Consider the following 17,334-nt stretch of genomic DNA (forward strand, 5'->3'; position numbering starts at 1 on the left):
CTAACGATTGCCGGTGGCAATCGCTCTATGAAATCACCGGCTTTGCCGACAGCGCCTCCCTTAGGCCGCATTCTTTCCTTCTTTCTTGGCGGGACAAGAAAGAAGCCCCCGGAGGGACCCAGCCTATGGAAGGACAGAGCTACACAGCCACCCCTCCTACCGGCGGGCGGCCCTGGCCTGGGTGAGGGTTTCCTCCACCCACTGCCGGGCGCTCTCCAGCTTTTCCAGAAAGTAGGAACGGAGCCGGGGCTGGGTGTCGGATTCCAGACAGCTTTGGCTGCCATAGCTCAGCTTCGGAAACAGCACACCCCACCAGTTTCGGCCCGCGCCGTCGCCGATGGTCAGCCGCAGAGTCTCATAGCTTCCGGCGGGCAGGGATACGCCGTCTATGCTGGTGGTTTTCGCAAACCGCTCCCGTCCCAGGGAAACCGCCACAGCAGAATCATCCCCATTCCGGCGCAGAACCGTTTGGGCCGTTTCCCGCAAGCCGGTCAGCGCTGCTTCCAGATCCTCCCGGGAAACATTCTCCAGTTCCGCCAGCACCGCGTCCCGAACCCGGAGTTTCAGGCTCTGATCCCGCTCGCCGTCGGAATTGGCAACCACATGGATGCGTACCAGATCCTGCCGCAGGGTCAGCCGGCAGGCAGCAAAGCTCCCGGCAAAAAAACACACCGCCGCCAGCAGCAGACATTTCAGTTTTTTCATCATAAAGAACACCGTCCAGACAGGAATATGGAAAGTCTGGACGGTAATTCTTCAGTTTATACAGGTTTTGCGATAAAAAGCTGGGAATAATTGTCTTTGAGCATATTGCAGACCACCGCGGCGTACTCAAACGACGGCATCAGTGCGAAAATCGCGCTGCCGGAGCCGGTCATCTGCTGGCCCAGAGAGCCATAGCTGTTGCAGATAGACTTGATGTAATTCAGCTCCAGGTGATCCGCCGTGACAATGGGGTCGAAAACATTGTAAACATTGTCCGCGATCTTGTTCAGATCTCCTGCCAGCAGAGCCGTCTCCATAGCCCGGTTGTCGGGATGCAGGGGGATGGCCACGGTATCGATCTTCTTATAAAGCTCCGGGGTAGACACGGAAAACTCCGGCTTGCAGACCACAAATATACATTCCGGCATATCCGGCAGCTTCCGCAGCCGCTCCCCACTGCCTTCTACCATAGCAGTACCCCCCACCACGCAGAAGGGTACATCGCTGCCCACCTGGGCTCCCAGCTCTGCCAGGGCAAAGATGGAAAGAGGCGAATCAAAATGCCGGTTCAGGGCCCGCAGCACCGCCGCAGCGTCCGCGCTGCCGCCGCCAAGCCCCGCGCCGGAGGGAATGCGCTTGGTGATCCGGATGGCCAGGCCATCGGGGTCGATCTTCATGGTGTCGCAGTAGAGCTTTGCCGCCTTCCAGGCCAAATTCTCCTCTCCCTGGGGCAGCTCCTCCCGGGAGCATTCCAGTGTCCAGGGCTTGCCTGTGCCCACGTCAATCTCCACATCGTCCCGGATGGAAATGGTCTGCATAACGCTTTGCAGGTCATGATACCCATCCTCCCGCTTGCCCAGCACGTCCAGCGTCAGGTTCACCTTGGCAAAAGCGCCTTCATAAAGAGTCGTCATTGCGCATCTCTCCTTTTTTGTTTTTTGTTATTATAACGGAAAAGCCGACAAAAAGCAATGCGGGATATTTCCCGGGAAACGGGGCAGACTATGGGCAAATCCGAAAGGAGGGATATTCTATGGACATGATTGCCTTGATCCTATCCGTCATCGGCTGCATAAACTGGGGACTGGTGGGATTGTTCCGCTTTGATCTGGTGGCCTGGCTGTTCGGCGGTGCGGGAAGCGTCATCAGCCGCGTCATCTACACACTGGTCGGCCTTGCGGGGCTGTGGTGCGTCACCTTTTTCTTCCGGAAGGCAGCCTTCCGGGACGCGGAATAAGTACAACGCAAAACGCAGAGACCTTAAAGCCTCTGCGTTTTGTATTTTCGTACTTACTTCACCCGCACGATACAACTGACACTTTCGCCGTTGTAGGTTGCGGTAATCTTCGCCACGCCTTTGCCCATGGCGGTGACGACGCCGTTGCGGACCATGACGATGCTGGAATCGCTGGTGCGCCACTTCACATCCTCCGGCTTCAGATCGCAGTCCAACTCCAAAGTGGTGTAGACACCGATCTTGCCGAAGGTAATGTCAGTCTTCTTCAGCTTCAGGGTGGTATTGGCAGTGGTGGCCTCCGTGGGGGCCTCGGTAGCTTCCGTTGTGGCCTCGGTGGTGGCTTCCGTGGTCTTCTCCGCGATCGCGACTGTTACAGGGCAGGTCAGGGTCTGGTCGCCGCAGGTGATGACCACGTTTGTGGTGCCGTTGCCCACAGCCGTCAGGCAGCCCTCAGGGCTGACGGTAATGACACTCTCATCCTCGGAGCGGTATTCCAGGGTATCCGTGGTATCCTCCGGAGAGACGACCACATGCAGCAGATACAGCTGCCCCGCCTCCGTCAGATCCGCCACGCCGCTGGGCATTGCCAGACCGGTGCAGGGCACGGTGGGGGCTTCCGTCTCCGTGGCCTCGGTGATGGCTGTAGTCTCCGCCGCCACGGTGGGGACTGTGGTGGGTTTGGCGTCCGCCTTTTTGCCGGGGATCAGGAACTTGAACGCCAGGAACACCGTAGCGCACAGCACCAAAGCGATAAAAATCACCAGCACTACAATAAGCCCCGTATTGCTCTTCTGGGGCTCCTCATATTCCGGAGCGGACGCATAATAGTCGTCGTCATCCTCGGCGCTGACAGCGGCATTCTTTTCCGTATTGACGGCATCAAAGTCAAAGACCCGCCTGCCGTTCTTTTTTTCGCCGCCGTCCAGATCTCTGGTCAGCTCGTCCAGGTCGAAGTTCTCCAGCTCCGCGGGATCCACCGCAGGCCCGGCATTGCTTCCGTCCGGACGCCAGCCGCATATGGGGCAGCAGGGAGCGGTATCCTGAAAAGCGGTACCGCAGACTTCACAGGTAATACGATTCATGGGAAAGCCTCCTTACGGGACCCTTTTCATTTAAAAAGTGCCCCTCAGATATAATTTCTCTATTATCGTCAAATTATACCACTTTTCTTTTCAGAAAACAAGCAGGAAAGCTGTTGATTTTTTTGTTATTTTATTTTATGATATGGGAGTTAAGGAGGCGAAAGAAATGTCTGAATCCAATCTCGCGTCCCCGCTTCTGGATGGCTTTGTGCTGGGTTCGCCCATGAGCAGCCGTCCCGGTGTGTGCTGCTGCCCCGCCATGAAGCAGGGATCCGATCAAAAATACATCGTAAAGATCCTGTCCGTCCCCGCGTCCCAAACCCAGCTGGACGCACTGCTGGTAACAGGCGCCTACAAAGACCCTGCCGCCGCTCTGGACTACTATCGTCAGATGGCCGATGATTCCGCCGCGGAGGCGGAGTTCCTGCAGAGCATGGCCAAGCTGGATGGATTCCAGAGCTATGAGGGCTGGCAGGTGACGCCCATGAAGAAAAACCGGCTGGGGTATCATGTGTATCTGGTCAGCCGTTACGGCCGCACTCTGGAAAAAGTCCTGCGCCGCACAGCCGTGACCCACGCCCAGGCTGTAAACCTGGGGCTGGACCTGTGCGCCGCCCTGTCCCTGTGCCGCCGGGCGGGTCACCTCTATGTGGATCTGAAGCCCACCAATATCATGCTGGACGAGGCCGGGCACTTCAATATCGCGGACCTGGGCTTCGTATCCCTCAAGTTTCTGGACTACACCTCCATGCCGGAGAAATACTTAAGCCCTTACTGCGCGCCGGAGGCCCGGGACCCTATGGCTACTCTGAACATGACCATGGACACCTACGCCCTGGGCATGATCCTCTACCGGATCTACAACGGCGGCATACTGCCGGACATCCCCGAAGACCCCGCCCGGCCCTTTGAGGCCCCCCGGTATGCCGATGAGGAGATGACCGCCATCATCCTGCGCGCCCTGTCCCCCGCCAGGGAGGACCGCTGGCAGGATCCCGCGGATATGGGCCAGGCCCTTGCGGCCTACCAGCAGTCCGCCGCGCCGGAGGATACGCCCATCGCACCTCCCGCCCCGGAAGCCGAAACGGCGCCGGAAGCGGAGCCCATTTCGGAAGAGGACGCTTCCCGGACGGACGCGGCCGCCGCACCGGAAACGGAAGAAGCCCCGGAGGCAACGCCCATTCCCGAAGCATCTCCCGCGGAGGAAGCCCCGCCCGCAGAGCCGCTTGCGGAGGAAGCCGTGACCGTTACCGACTCCACGATCCGCATGAATTTCCAGGATACTGCCGCCCAGGCCCCCAGCCAGGCTGTGCTGGATCAGGGCACCGTCCGCTTCTCCCCCGGCGCCGTAGCCGCCGCGGAAAAGCCTCAGCAGGAGGACGATGTGGTCTTCCCCGTCATTTCCACGGAAAGCCAGGAGGATTTCGACCTGGACAGCGAGCTGGACGCCGTAAAGGACCTGCTGAAGACCCCGAAATATCCGGAAATGCGTCCCAGACCCGTCCGTAAGCCCGTAATGCAGAATATCACCCCTGTGGATGTGGAAAAGAACCGCCGTGGCAAGGCCCCTCTGGTAATTGCGCTGATACTGGTCCTGCTGCTGGCGGCGGGCACCTTCTCCTATTGGTTCTACAATAACTATTACCTGGTCAGCGTCAGCGGCATTTCCGTTACCGGAAGCCAGAGCGAGCTGACGGTGACCCTGAACACCCAAATTGCGGACAGTCTGCTGACCGTCTCCTGCACCGATGCCTACGGCAATGCCCAGACCGCCCAGGTCTCCGGCAAGACCGCTGTGTTCACAGGTCTGAGTCCCAACGCGCTGTATAACATTCAGGTCCATGTCAGCGGCCTGCACAAGCTCACCGGCCAGGTTTCCGATGTGTTCACCACCGAGAGCCAGACGGAAGTCGTCAGCATGACCGCCGTTCTGGGTGCTGACGAGGGCAGCGCTCTGGTGAGCCTGACCGTCAGCGGCCACGACCCTGAGGAATGGGTGCTCTCCGCCTCCTGCGAAGGCGAGGACAACGTCATGCAGAACTTCACCGGTCACTCCGTAACCATCAAGGGCCTGCATGTGGGCAAGGAGTACACCCTCCGGCTCACCGCCGCCGACGGCACCCAGCTGACCGGCCAGACCTCCATCAAATACACAGTACTGAGTCTGGTCTCTGCCAGCAATCTGGACGTGATCTCCCGCCTGGACGGCGACCTGACCGTTGGCTGGGATGCCCCGGATACCCCTGTAGAGAGCTGGACCGTCCGCTGCTACAGCGACGACTATGACGAAACCCAGACCGTTACCGGCACCATCGCCATCTTCCAGGGCACCAACGACGACAAGGCCTACACCGTAGAGGTCACCCCCGCGGGCATGACCCAGCCCACCCGCCTGAACATCTCCGCCAACCCCATTACCGTCACCGCCTTCCACTTTGAAGAAGACGATGAGGGCGGTCTGGACGTCAGTTGGGACTATGACGGCAAGTCCCCCGAAGGCGGCTGGCTGCTGATGTACACCATGAACAACTCCGATGCCTCCAGCGTAATCAAATGCGCCGAGGCCAAGGGCACCATCACGCCCCTGATCCCGGAGACTACCTACAATGTGACCTTGCAGCTGACCACTGATACCTCCCTTTTCGGTGCTTCCAAAAGCTACACCACCGCCCCGGCGGAGACCTTCTCCACCCAGGGGCTCTCCGCGGACAAGATTCAGTCCAGGCTGCTGAAGACCCCGGATAACGCCAACTGGCTGGCCGACAATGTGAAGGACGAGGACTGCACCACCACCTTTACCTCCGGCGACAAGATTTCCATGATCCTGGATGCAACCGTTAAATTCTATGTAGACCACGAGGACATCAATGTCATGTACGTCTACCGGGATTCCGACGGCAACCCCCTGCCCAGCCTTATCTCCGAACAAACCATCGACTGGTACGATCTGTTCTATGACGGTAAATACCAGCTGGGCGAGCTTGATCTCCCCAAGGCACCCACCCAGTCCGGCGATTACACCATCACCGTCTACTTCAACGGCTCCCCCGTCGCAAACAACAGCTTCACCATTTCCTGAGGATGTCCCAGGGAAGCCCTGTTTTCGGGATTTTCCCTGAGGACTCGTCCACACAATTTTTAGAGGAGGCCAGAACAGCTGTTCTGGCCTCCAATGCAGTACCCGTATCCGCGGCAAGGCGTGCCTTTTTTCGCAAAGCCCCCCGGATGTTCCGGGTACTGCATTTTTTGCAAAGCATACAAAAAGGCTCTGCGGACCTTGCGGCAAGGGTCGGCAGAGCCTTTTTGCTTTTTTGTTGACTGCGCTCTTTCCAGTGCGTCAGCACATACGCAATATTAAATAAGCGAAACGCAACGGAAGCGGCATCCAAAAAAATTGGAAGCATACCCTGAAATAGCTTTTACGGTTTTTCAAAGATAACGTGGCCTTACCAGGAATTTCCGTCGGGCAAAACCTCCAGCGACGGATCCAGAGGTTCTTCCCGGAAGACGGTGCGCATATACTGATTGACCTGGTCCCGGATGCCCTGCTTGCCCATGTTCCGGGGGTCGCAGAGGTCGTGGCTGACCCAGATCAGGTGGATGCCCAGCTGGCGGGCTTTTTCCTCAAACTGGCCGTGCAGACCCGTCAGGGATTTGCAGCTCATGTGTTCCCAGAGAATGACCGTATCGGCGTTGAACTCCTGGCAGTACTCCCAGAGTTGATCCAGCAGGACCTTATAGCCGCCGTGGGTACGGTTGCGCATGATCATGTTTTCCGTCAGCCATGCCATGTCATAAATGGCCCGCTCCCGGTCGTCCTCGGAGAGGATGCGGGTGGAGAGCATGGAGAGCATGTCCGTCAGCGGCAGGATGCCCCAGCAGTTTTGCAGCCACAGCAGGAACTCAAAGTAAAACTGGGACTGCACGCCCCAGACGATGGCCCGGTGGCGGTACTCTTTGACGTACATGACCTTATCCTTGTACGCCTTTTCGGCGATTTTCGAAATCTTACGGTCATTCTTTATGAACAGGTCCGATTTGCCGCAGACGCCCAGATAGTTGGTCTCGGTGTAAACCGCCAGATTAAGCCCCAAAAACTGGGGATAGGGCGTTTTGTTGATGTCCAGCCATTCCAGCCGATGGCGAGTGGTCTCGTTGACCCGTTTGGCGCAGGTAAAATAGTAGTCCCAGTCCCATTTCGCGCCGGTCTTCTCCTCAATAAAGGCAATGGCGCCGCGGATCTCCTGGGCGGCGTATTCCTGCACATCCTCCCGGGTGTGCCGCAGGGGCATGGCCAGCTGGAAGCAGGGAATGCCGTTTTCCTGCTCCAGACGTTTAGAGATTACGCTGTTGCCCATCAGAGAACCGTCGCAGGTGGTGTTGCACTGGACGGCACATTTCCCCAGAACGCAGTAATCGTCGTCAATGGAGATGCCGGCCTCGGTGGCAGGCATGGGACACACGTCCCCCGGCAGACCGAATTCCTGAACCACGTCCAGATAGTGCTCCGCGGAGTCCTGCCGCAGCAGGTTGGCAACATAAAGAGTGGGGATTTCCCGGCTCAGGCCCTCCAGTGTGGGAAAGCCCATCATAATAGCCGTCATTTCGTTTTCGTCCAGCAGCACCACCCGATCCGAGAACGCCTTGTCGTTGCCAATCCGGCGGTCGCCCCGGAAGAGTTTATCCAGGGTCTCGGCGATTTCCCGGATGATTAGTCCGTATTCCAGATGCGCGATCCGCAGATGAGGCCCCCGGAGGCCCTCCGTCACCCGGTCCATCATCATAGGCACCGCAAGATAATTCACCATCCACCGGTACCGCAGGAAACCTTTGAAATTTCTGGGCTTGGCGATAAAGCCCAGCAGTACCCCCAGGTTGCCCAGCCAATGATAATAATCGTACAGTGTATCCCTCAGGCCCCGCCACTCCCGGCGGCGCCGGACCTTTCCGCCGGTATACAGGCTGCCCAGAGGCTCGCTGCCCACTGCCTTGCCCATTTCCGCACCTCCTCAATGATTTGCCGCAGATTTTCCGTTTGCCGAAAACATGTATACCGTGTCATAGTACCAGTTTCTGGCGCATTCGTCAAGGATTTCCTTTTTCCGGATCCTGCCGTCTTTTTGTGCGCAACGGCGCCGCCGGTCAGTTATCGGATGCGCGCCGCAAAAAACCGCCCCCGGTTTTCCGGGAGCGGTCATATTATGGCTCTTAGCCCTTTACAGCGCCGGCAGCCACACCTTTGATGATGTACTTCTGGCAGGTCAGATAGAAGACGATAACGGGGGCAATGCTCAATAGGATCAGGGCCATGGTGGCACCCATGTCTACGGAGCCATAGGAGCCCTTCAGATACTGGATGTGGATGGGAATGGTCATATACTTCTTCCGGTCCAGAACCAGATAGGGCAGCAGGTAGTCGTTCCAGACCCACATGATTTCCAGCACACCCACGGAAATCATGGTGGGCTTCATCATGGGCAGTACCACATTGAAGAAAGTCTTGATGGGGCCGCAGCCGTCGATGGCGGCGGCTTCCTCAATGGACAGCGGAATGGACTTTACAAAGCCGGAGAACATGAATACCGCCAGTCCGGCACCAAAGCCCAGATAGATAATGGGGATGGTCCAGGGGGTGTTCAGGTGCAGGGTGTCCGCGGTCTTGGGCAGTGTAAACATGACCATCTGGAAAGGCACCACCATGGAGAACACGCACAGGTAGTACACAATCTTGGAGAAGGTGCTGCCCACACGGGCAATGTACCAGGCCGCCATGGAAGTACAAACCAGAATCAAAGCACTGGAAACAATGGTAATGAACAAGCTGTAGCCAACGGACTTGGCGAAGGGGTAGTTGCCGAAGGTCATGCCCTTGACATAGTTGTCAAAGCCAACAAAGGATTCTTCGTTTGGCATGGCGAAGGTTTCGGTGTTGACATAGGCATTGGCCTTGAAGGAATTCATAAGCACCAGGAAAATGGGCAGCAGATAGACCACGGCGACCACAGCAAAAACAACGGTCAGAATGGTCTTGACCCGCTTTTCTCCCTGGATGGTAGCAGGTTTCTTTGCCATTACTGCTGCACCTCCTTATCATGGGTGGATTTCATCTGCAAAATGCCGATGATGGCAACCAGAACGAAGAACATCACAGCCTTGGCCTGTCCAACGCCCTTGGTTTTCAGGGTATTGGAGTTGACGATGTTCAGGGCCAGCATTTCCGTGGTGTGGATGGCACCGTTGTAGGGGCGGCCATTGGTCAGGGCCAGGTTCTGGTCGTAGAGCTTAAAGGAGTTGGTCAGGGTCAGGAAGGTACAGATGGTGATGGAGGGCATGACGTTGGGGATGATGATGTTCCACAGGGTCTTCCATTCGGAAGCGCCGTCAATTTTAGCCGCTTCCAGCATATCTCCCGGCACTGCCTGAAGTCCGGCGATATAAATAATCATCATATAGCCGATCTGCTGCCAGGCCATGAGGATAATGAGACCCCAGAAGCCGTAGGTGGAGTTGAGCAAAATGGATGTATTATACCGGGACAGAATGCCGTCAAAGATCATGGACCAGATATAGCCCAGAACAATACCGCCGATCAGGTTCGGCATGAAGAACACGGTTCTGAAAATATTGGAACCCTTGATGCCCTTGGTCAGCAGGTAGGCCACGGTAAATGCCAGAATATTGATGATCAGCAGGGAAACCAGAGCGAAGCCCGCCGTATACCAGAAGGCATGGAGAAAACTTTCATCCGCAAAAGCCTTTACATAGTTGCCAAGGCCCGCCCAGGTCCATTTGCTGGTGGTTTTGAAGTTACAGAAAGAAAGGAACAAGCCCTTTGCGAAGGGATAAAGGAATCCAATGCAGAAGGCGATGAAGGTGGGGAGCAGGAAAATGGGGAAACACTTCTGAATGGGGCGACGGACCAGAACGGAGTTCAGTGCCGCACCGTCGTTCTTTTTCTTGAATAAAGCCATAGTCATCTCTCCTTTGGGGAGTACCGAGGGAACGGCCTCCGGATATTCCGGTTTGGAAAGCTCTGAGGAATCAGAGCATGGTTAAAAAAATCGGGGCGAGCGAAGCCGCTCGCCCCGAATGATTTTAGGGAAACTCAGGAATTAGCCCACGTTCTTGGCGTACTGGGCGGCCCAGCCGTCAACGATGGCAGACTCGACAGCGGCCCAATCGCCGGTGCCAGAAACGTACTGAGTCAGAGCGTCCACAACGGCGGCACGGAAGTCATCCACGCCGGGAGTCCAGTTGAAGGCCCAGGTAACGGAGTAGTTGCCGTCAGCAACCAGCTTGTTAGCGTCGGCACAGAACACGTTCTCGGGAGTCTTGGCGTTCTTGAAGGGGCAGGGACCAAACTCAGCAGCCAGCATGGTGGTGCCTTCCTCGGAGGTAACGACCCACTTCATGAAGTCCAGAGTAGCCTGGATGTCTTCAGGAGCGGCTTCCTTGTTCACAGCCCAGCAGTTCTCAGTGCCGGAGCACAGGCCAGCCTTCTCCTCGCCTTCCACACCGCAGTAGATGGGGATCATGGCCAGGTCGTCGGGGTTCATGCCGAAGGTGCCGGTCAGGTTGCTGTACTCCCAGGTACCGTTCTGGTAGAACACAGCCTCGCCCTTGCCGAACTCAGCCTCAGCCTGGTCGCCGGTGGCGGTGGTCAGGGCAGCGCCGGTGGTGGCGGAGTCAGTGGTGTACAGATCCCAGATGGCCTTGAAGTTGTCCAGGTACTTGTTGGTGATGGTGGCGGGCTGCTTGGTCACGCCGTCGTCACGGAACTGGTAGAACAGCGGCATATTCAGCAGGTGGCCGGAGAATCTCCAGGAGGAGGAGCCGTCCAGACCGGCGGAGGTGAAGGCATCGAAGCCCAGCTCAGAAGCACGGGCGTGGATGTCGTCAGCAACGGCCTTCAGGGACTCGAAGTTGGTGATCTCATCCAGGGAGTGGCCAGCCTTTTCCAGCAGAGCCTTGTTGACGATGATGCCGAAGGACTCGTAGCAGTAGCCGATGGCCAGCACGGAGCCGTCCTCGCCCTTCAGGTTGAAGTCATCGGTGGTCATTTCCTTGTAGACATCGGTGTCCCGCATGTCCATGCACCACTCGCCGTAAGCATCGATGGCGCCCTGGTTGCCGGCCTGGAACATGGTGGGAGCAGCGGCCTTGTCCAGCTCGGCGGTGAGGGTGTCGTCATAGGTACCGGAAGCGGCGGTAACGACGGTGACCTTCACGCCGGTCTGCTCGGTGTAGGTCTTGGCCAGTTCCTGCCAGGCGGCATCGGCCTCAGGCTTGAAGTTCAGGTAGTAAACGGAGCCGGTAGCGGAGGCAGCAGGAGCCTCGGTCTCGGCAGCGGCAGTGGTCTCAGCAGCGGGAGCCGCAGTAGTTGCCGCGGGGGTCTCGGTCTTGGCGCCGCAGCCGAACAGGCCGACAACCAGAACCAGAGACAGTGCGAGTGCAAGCAGTTTCTTCATGATTTTTCCTCCAAACTTAATCTGTAAAACCGGGATAAACCGGCCTTACGAAAATAATACCCGCAGTGAAGTTTTTGCATAAATCTTCACCATGGGTGTCATTATACAACTTTTAGAGCAGCAAAGTCAACCAAATCCTTGTCTTTTTTTGCCGTCAAAGCTGACAAAATCAGACAATGGTTTTTGTTGATAGTTCACAATTTCGTAACTTTTGGAAAAGAAACTGATAAAGGTTCACAACTTTTCTTCAAAAATCGGTACTTCATTCTTTGTTTTCTTCTGTCTTTTTCGGTGCACGGTCATAGCGCTCCGTCAGTTCCAGGATGCGTGCAGCCAGACTTCTGGTGTTATAGCCCTTTTTGACCCGCCATGTCCAGTTGCAGCCGGTGGTGCCGGGGAAGTTCATCCGTGCTTCTCCCCCCAAGTTCAGGTAATCCTGAAGCTGCACAATGGCCCGGTCGGACACGGAGCTGAGACAGGTGCGGATGGTGCCCCAGACATAGCCCTCCTTCTTTGTCAGGGCCATGTAGTCTGCCGCCACCTTCACCGCCTCCGGGGATGCGGTGTCGAACCACTGGCGCATGGTCATATTGTCATGGGTGCCGGTATAGCAGACGGTGTTGCGAGTATAGGTATGGGGCTGGTAGTCGCTGGGCTCCTTGGAGTCAAAGGCGAATTCCAGCACCTTCATGCCGGGATAGCCGGAGGCATCCCGCAAATCCAGCACCTCCTGGGTCAGAAAGCCCAGATCCTCGGCAATAAAGTCCAGCTGGGGCAGGCCCTTTTTCAAGGCGTTTACAAAGGACATGCCCGGGCCCTTGACCCAATGGCCGTTCCGGGCAGTCTCGTCCCCGTAGGGCACGGACCAGAAAGCCTCAAAGCCCCGGAAATGATCCAGACGCACCACGTCAAAGAGCTTGCCCGCGGCGCCCAGACGGTCCAGCCACCACTTGTAGCCGGTTTCCTCCATTACATCCCAACGGTACAGCGGATTGCCCCAGAGCTGGCCGTCTGCGGTGAATGCGTCGGGGGGGCAGCCTGCCACAGCGGTGGGGGCAAGGGCCTCATCCAGCTGGAAGAGTTGGGGCTCCTTCCAGACCTCTACGGAATCGTAGGGCACATAGATAGGCACATCGCCAATGAGCTCAATGCCGTACTCCCCTGCTTTCTTTTTCAGGGCATCCCACTGTTTGTAGAATTCATACTGCACGAAGCAGTAGAACCGGATCGGCTCCGCCAGCTCCCGGGCTGCCTTTTCCAGAGCCTCCGGCTTTCGCTGCTTCAGCTCATCCTCCCACTGAAACCAGGGAGCAAAATGGTGGGTCTCCTTCAGCGCCATGTACAGGGCGAAGTCGGGAAGCCACTGCGTATTGCGCTTGATGAAAGCGTTCAGTGCCCGGTCGTTGCGGAAGCGGCTGTAGGCAGTCTTCAAAACAGGGGTGCGGCCATTGTAGAGCTTGCCGAAGTCCACCTTGTTTTCCTCGTCGCCCCAGTCCACACGCATGACCTCCTCTCTGGTCAGCAGATGCTGCCGAACCAGAGTATCCAGATCGATGAGGTAGGGATTGCCCGCGTAGGCAGAGCAGGACTGGTAAGGGGAGTCCCCGTAACCTGTGGGACCCAGAGGCAGCATCTGCCATGCCTGCTGACCGGACTTGTTCAGGAAGTCCAGGAACGCGTAGGCACTTTTGCCCATGGTACCCACGCCGTAGGGTCCGGGCAGAGATGTGATATGCATGAGAATACCGGCTTTGCGCATTTTTAATACACTCCTTTTGCGTTTAATTCACGTTAAATGACTTGACGGCTGGAACATATGTCTTCCTCAGGGATTAGGAAACTTGAGACTTGCCCTTGAGGTATACGTTCAAACCCGTTTTCACAGTACCGAATACAGCACCGGGCAGAGGATGGCAGTGAGGATTCCCGCTACCACCAGAGACAGGCTGCTCACGGCGCCTGTCAACTCGGAGATCTCCGAGGCCCGGCTGGTGCCAACCACATGGGAGGCGGTGCCGAAAGCCACGCCCTGGGCGATGGGATCCCGAATTTTCAGGATCGCGCACAGGGAACTGCCACAGATATTGCCCAGGATCCCCGTAATAATGATGACCGCCGTGGTCACGGCAGGCACGCCGCCCAGCTGCTCACTGATGGCGATACCCATGGCCGTGGTGATGCTCTTGGGCAGCAGAGACGCCAGCATGGCATCCTCCATGGCAAACACCCGGCACAGAATTGCCACGCAGCCCAGACTCACCAGCGTTCCCGCCAGCACACCCACCAGAATGGCGGGCAAGTTCTTTTTCAGCACCTTCACCTGCTCATAAAGGGGCACCGCAAGACAGACCGTAGCCGGCGTCAGCAGCCAGGAGAACGTCTCGCAGCCCGCCCTGTAGTCCTGCGCCGGAATCTTCAACAGGGAAATCGCCGCGATCACAAGAATGACCGCAATCAGGATGGGGTTACAGATGGGACTTTTCAACTTTTTCTGCAGCCAGATACCGAATTCGTAAGCCCCCAGAGTCAGCACAATTGCGAACAGAGACGCAGAAGTAAACAGCTCAGCCATTGTCCTTCCCTCCCCTTTTCAGCATCCACTGGGTCACGAGCCCCGAGACGGCGAAAACCAGCACTGTAGACACCACCAGTACCACGCCGATAGGCAGCAGCACCGGGGCAATGTCCTTCCAGATTTCCACAATGTTCACCGCCGGAGCCACAAACAGCAGGCCCATAACGGCAATCAGGAACTTGCTGACGGCATTAACCTGCTCCAGCTTGACAATGCTGAACTGAAGGGCAAGGAACAGCAGCACCAGCCCATAGATAGCCGCCGGAATGGGCAAAGGCAGCAGCACATGCAGCAGCTCACCCAAAAGGGTGACTGCAAAAATAATCGTTGCTTGATAAACGTATTTCATGGTTCTCTTCTTTCGTTCTCAAAACCACAGGTATTCCATAAAGCCGGGCACCTGCTTTTCCCAGTCGGCTTCGCGGTGGCGGCCGCCTTCCTGGCAATAGAGGGTCGCCATGGCGTGCTTTTTCCAAAAGCCCTCCGCGATTTCCCTGTTCGCCAGAGCTGTGGCGTTCATTTTCCCCATCATTTTGCTTTCTTCCGTGCCCCAGCTGAGGTAGACCCGGGTATCCGGATCAATTTCCCTGATTTCTGAAAGCAGCTGCTTCCGGCAGAGCCGGATGGCGCTGCTGAGGCATGCGGCTTTGGAAAAGTACGCGTTATACCTCGCGGCGCCATAGATGGCCATCAGGCCGCCCATACTGGAGCCGGCAATGCCCGTAGCCTCCCGGAAGGGATAGGTGCGGAAACTGCCATCCACCCAGGGCTTGACCTCCCGGACGATCCAATCCATGGTTTCCTTTCCCATGCCGTGGATCTGTCCCATATTGCTGCCGCGGACATCATAGGGACAGTATTCGTCCAGACGTTCCCGGCCCTCATGGCCGCATTCCATGCCAACCACGATCATTTTCTTCTGCCAGCCGTCCAGGAACCGCTCCAGCCCCCAGCATTTGCCATAGGTGGCGTCGGAGTCCCGGAACAGATTATGGCCATCGAAGAAGTACATGACGGGATAGCGTTCCTCGCTGTGGTCATAGTCGTTTGGCAGGTAAATGTGCAGGTTTCGGTTCTGATTTCTGGGAGAATAGTTGAATGGCTGCCGGATGACCACAGCCCATCACCTCACGCTTCGTATTTGGGTTCGCAGGTCAGGTTTACGCCCAGACGGCGGAACATATTCATGTCCACACTGGAGAGCAGAACGGAGGAATGGACCTCGCAGCCCCGGAGCTTGGACAGCTGTTCCATCGCCAGCTCTGCCGTAGGGTTGGTAGCCGCGCTGATGGACAGGGCAATCAGGGTCTCGTCCGTGTGAAGCCGTGGGTTCCGGTTGCCCAGGTGGTCTACCTTCAGGTGCTGAATGGGATCCAGCACCGCGGGAGCGATCAGGTGCAGCTCATCGGGAATGCCCGCCAGTGCTTTCAGGGCGTTCAGCAGCAGCGCGGAGGAAGCGCCCAGCAAATCCGAAGTCCGGCCCGTGATGATCCGCCCGTCCGACAGCTCCATGGCCGCCGCAGGGCCGCCGGTCTCCCCCGCCCGTTTAAGGGCCGGGGCAATGACGGCCCGCTCCTCCGGCCGGACGCCCGCCTTTTTCATCAGCATTTCCAGCTTGAAGACCACATCGTCCGCGACCTTGCCCTTTTTATGATCGTCCAGAGCGGTGTAATAGCGGCGGATGATCTCCTGCCGGGAGGCAAAGCATGCCGCCTCATCGTCAGTGATGCAGTTGCCCACCATATTCACACCCATATCCGTGGGGGATTTATAGGGACAATAGCCCAGAATCTTTTCAAAAATCGCCACCAGCACCGGAAATGCCTCCACGTCCCGGTTGTAGTTCACCGTGGTCACGCCATAGGCTTCCAGATGGAAGGGGTCGATCATGTTTACATCGTTCAGATCCGCGGTAGCCGCCTCATAGGCCAGGTTCACAGGATGGTTCAGCGGCACATTCCAGATGGGGAAGGTCTCAAATTTGGCGTAGCCCGCGGTATTTCCCCGCTCATGCTCATGGTAGAGCTGGCTCAGGCAGGTTGCCAGCTTGCCGCTGCCGGGGCCGGGGGCGGTGACCACCACAAGGGAGCGGGTGGTCTCAATATAATCGTTCTTGCCGAAGCCCTCCGGGCTGACCACAAAGGAGGTATTGGAGGGATACCCCTCGATCCCATAGTGATGATACACCTTCACGCCTATGCCCTCCAGCCGGGCCTGAAACGCCTTGGCGGCGGTATTGTCATGGTACCGGGTGAGCACCACGCTGGAAACATAGAGCCCGAAATTCCGGAAAATATTGATAAGCCGGATCACATCCAGGTCATAGGTAATGCCCAGATCGCCCCGGATTTTGTTCTTTTCAATGTCCCCGGTGTTGATGGCGATAACCATTTCCACATGGTCCTTCAATTGCAGGAGCATCCGCAGTTTACTGTCTGGCTGAAAGCCGGGCAGGACCCGGGCAGCATGGTTGTCGTCATATAATTTGCCGCCGAACTCCAGATAGAGCTTACCGCCGAACTGGGCGATCCGCTCCCGGATATGCTCCGACTGCATCTGCAGATATTTATCGTTGTCAAACGCCTTGTGAACCATGATAGCCGCCTCTTTCAAAATCAAAATCAATCACGCTACATTATAAGGGATTTCCGGTCGAAACGCAAGACAACTCTCATGGAAATTTTGCCTCTTTCAGAGCAGGACCCAGCCGCTCTTTTCCTCGTCCCAGAACATTTCGCTCAGGGCTTCTTCATCACAGACACGCAGGACGTCCTTCATACCCCAGATAACCTTCATCTCCGCGAATTCCGCCCGGGTCACCCAGAACACTCGGCCCTCCTCGGAAGCCTTCAGCGTGCCGGTATAGGAATCTGCTTTATAGAGCGTTACCAGAAACCGGCTGCCGTCCTCCTCCATCCAGTCCTTGATACCGCAGAGCTTTGGGTGGGAAATGGTCAGCCCGGTTTCCTCCCGCATCTCCCGGACAACGGCCGCCTCCAGGGATTCCCCCGGCTCCACATGGCCGCCGGGGAAGCAGATACCGCAGCCCACCTTTTCCTCCACCAGAATTTTATCACCGTCACAGATCACACAGATATTGGTGATCTCCGCCGGTACGGTTCGTTTTGACATGGGTTTACCTTCTTTCAATCTTTTTGTTCTGCCTTCGTTTTCCTTATTTTTTGCTGGGTGCCTCCGGCGGGGAGCTTCTTGTCCCGCCAAGAAGCTCCGCAAGAATGCGGCTTAAGGGAGGCGCTGCCAGAAAGC

General features: G+C 57.0%; 15 protein-coding genes. 2 read left to right on the top strand and 13 right to left on the bottom strand.

Features of this window, described 5'->3' with window-relative positions:
* Positions 1 to 156: 156 nt before the first annotated feature.
* Both KQI10_RS05585 and ispE read right to left on the bottom strand, forming a co-directional pair.
* Positions 157 to 705: a stage II sporulation protein R gene (locus KQI10_RS05585; protein WP_216566424.1), complete on the bottom strand. Its 549-nt coding sequence runs from the start codon at positions 703 to 705 to the stop codon at positions 157 to 159.
* 56 nt (positions 706 to 761) lie between these two features.
* Complete coding sequence (gene ispE, locus KQI10_RS05590; RefSeq protein ID WP_216566425.1) at positions 762 to 1,619, bottom strand: 4-(cytidine 5'-diphospho)-2-C-methyl-D-erythritol kinase; 858 nt, start codon at positions 1,617 to 1,619, stop codon at positions 762 to 764.
* Positions 1,620 to 1,738: 119 nt separating this feature from the next.
* On the opposite strand from ispE, the gene KQI10_RS05595 reads away from it, so the two are divergent.
* Positions 1,739 to 1,942 (top strand): DUF378 domain-containing protein, encoded by a 204-nt coding sequence (locus KQI10_RS05595; protein ID WP_216566426.1) that lies wholly within the window; start codon positions 1,739 to 1,741, stop codon positions 1,940 to 1,942.
* Positions 1,943 to 1,995: 53 nt separating this feature from the next.
* Here KQI10_RS05595 and KQI10_RS05600 read toward each other — a convergent pair whose 3' ends face one another.
* Positions 1,996 to 3,024 carry an Ig-like domain-containing protein gene (locus KQI10_RS05600; protein ID WP_216566427.1) on the bottom strand — a complete coding sequence of 343 codons (1,029 nt, stop codon included), beginning with the start codon at positions 3,022 to 3,024 and terminating at the stop codon, positions 1,996 to 1,998.
* A 166-nt stretch (positions 3,025 to 3,190) separates the two neighbouring features.
* Here KQI10_RS05600 and KQI10_RS05605 point away from each other — a divergent pair, with 166 nt between their 5' ends.
* A complete protein-coding gene (locus KQI10_RS05605; RefSeq protein ID WP_216566428.1) occupies positions 3,191 to 6,103 on the top strand; it encodes a protein kinase in 2,913 nt (970 codons plus the stop codon).
* Positions 6,104 to 6,470: 367 nt separating this feature from the next.
* On the opposite strand, the gene KQI10_RS05610 is transcribed toward KQI10_RS05605, so the two are convergent.
* The 10 genes from KQI10_RS05610 to KQI10_RS05655 form a co-directional block, all read right to left on the bottom strand.
* On the bottom strand, positions 6,471 to 8,021 hold the full coding sequence (locus KQI10_RS05610; protein WP_216566429.1) for a 2-hydroxyacyl-CoA dehydratase family protein: 1,551 nt from the start codon (positions 8,019 to 8,021) through the stop codon (positions 6,471 to 6,473).
* Positions 8,022 to 8,232: 211 nt separating this feature from the next.
* A complete protein-coding gene (locus tag KQI10_RS05615; RefSeq protein WP_216566430.1) occupies positions 8,233 to 9,096 on the bottom strand; it encodes a carbohydrate ABC transporter permease in 864 nt (287 codons plus the stop codon).
* A complete protein-coding gene (locus KQI10_RS05620; RefSeq protein ID WP_216566431.1) occupies positions 9,096 to 9,995 on the bottom strand; it encodes a carbohydrate ABC transporter permease in 900 nt (299 codons plus the stop codon). The genes KQI10_RS05615 and KQI10_RS05620 overlap by 1 nt, the downstream gene beginning before the upstream one ends.
* Before the next feature lie 141 nt (positions 9,996 to 10,136).
* Entirely contained in the window at positions 10,137 to 11,492 is a 1,356-nt protein-coding gene (locus KQI10_RS05625) for an ABC transporter substrate-binding protein (protein WP_216566432.1), read from the bottom strand.
* Positions 11,493 to 11,754: 262 nt separating this feature from the next.
* A complete protein-coding gene (gene malQ, locus KQI10_RS05630; RefSeq protein WP_216566433.1) occupies positions 11,755 to 13,251 on the bottom strand; it encodes a 4-alpha-glucanotransferase in 1,497 nt (498 codons plus the stop codon).
* 120 nt (positions 13,252 to 13,371) lie between these two features.
* Positions 13,372 to 14,064: an LrgB family protein gene (locus tag KQI10_RS05635; RefSeq protein ID WP_216566434.1), complete on the bottom strand. Its 693-nt coding sequence runs from the start codon at positions 14,062 to 14,064 to the stop codon at positions 13,372 to 13,374.
* Entirely contained in the window at positions 14,057 to 14,416 is a 360-nt protein-coding gene (locus KQI10_RS05640; RefSeq protein ID WP_216566435.1) for a CidA/LrgA family protein, read from the bottom strand. Before KQI10_RS05640 ends, KQI10_RS05635 begins: the two co-directional genes overlap by 8 nt.
* Before the next feature lie 18 nt (positions 14,417 to 14,434).
* Positions 14,435 to 15,184 carry an alpha/beta hydrolase-fold protein gene (locus KQI10_RS05645; protein ID WP_216566436.1) on the bottom strand — a complete coding sequence of 250 codons (750 nt, stop codon included), beginning with the start codon at positions 15,182 to 15,184 and terminating at the stop codon, positions 14,435 to 14,437.
* An 11-nt stretch (positions 15,185 to 15,195) separates the two neighbouring features.
* Entirely contained in the window at positions 15,196 to 16,662 is a 1,467-nt protein-coding gene (locus KQI10_RS05650) for a DUF1846 domain-containing protein (protein ID WP_216566437.1), read from the bottom strand.
* 96 nt (positions 16,663 to 16,758) lie between these two features.
* A complete protein-coding gene (locus tag KQI10_RS05655; RefSeq protein WP_216566438.1) occupies positions 16,759 to 17,199 on the bottom strand; it encodes an 8-oxo-dGTP diphosphatase in 441 nt (146 codons plus the stop codon).
* Between the last annotated feature and the right edge of the window lie 135 nt (positions 17,200 to 17,334).

This window comes from Pseudoflavonifractor sp. MSJ-30, from assembly GCF_018918045.1.
GTDB lineage: Bacteria > Bacillota > Clostridia > Oscillospirales > Oscillospiraceae > Faecousia.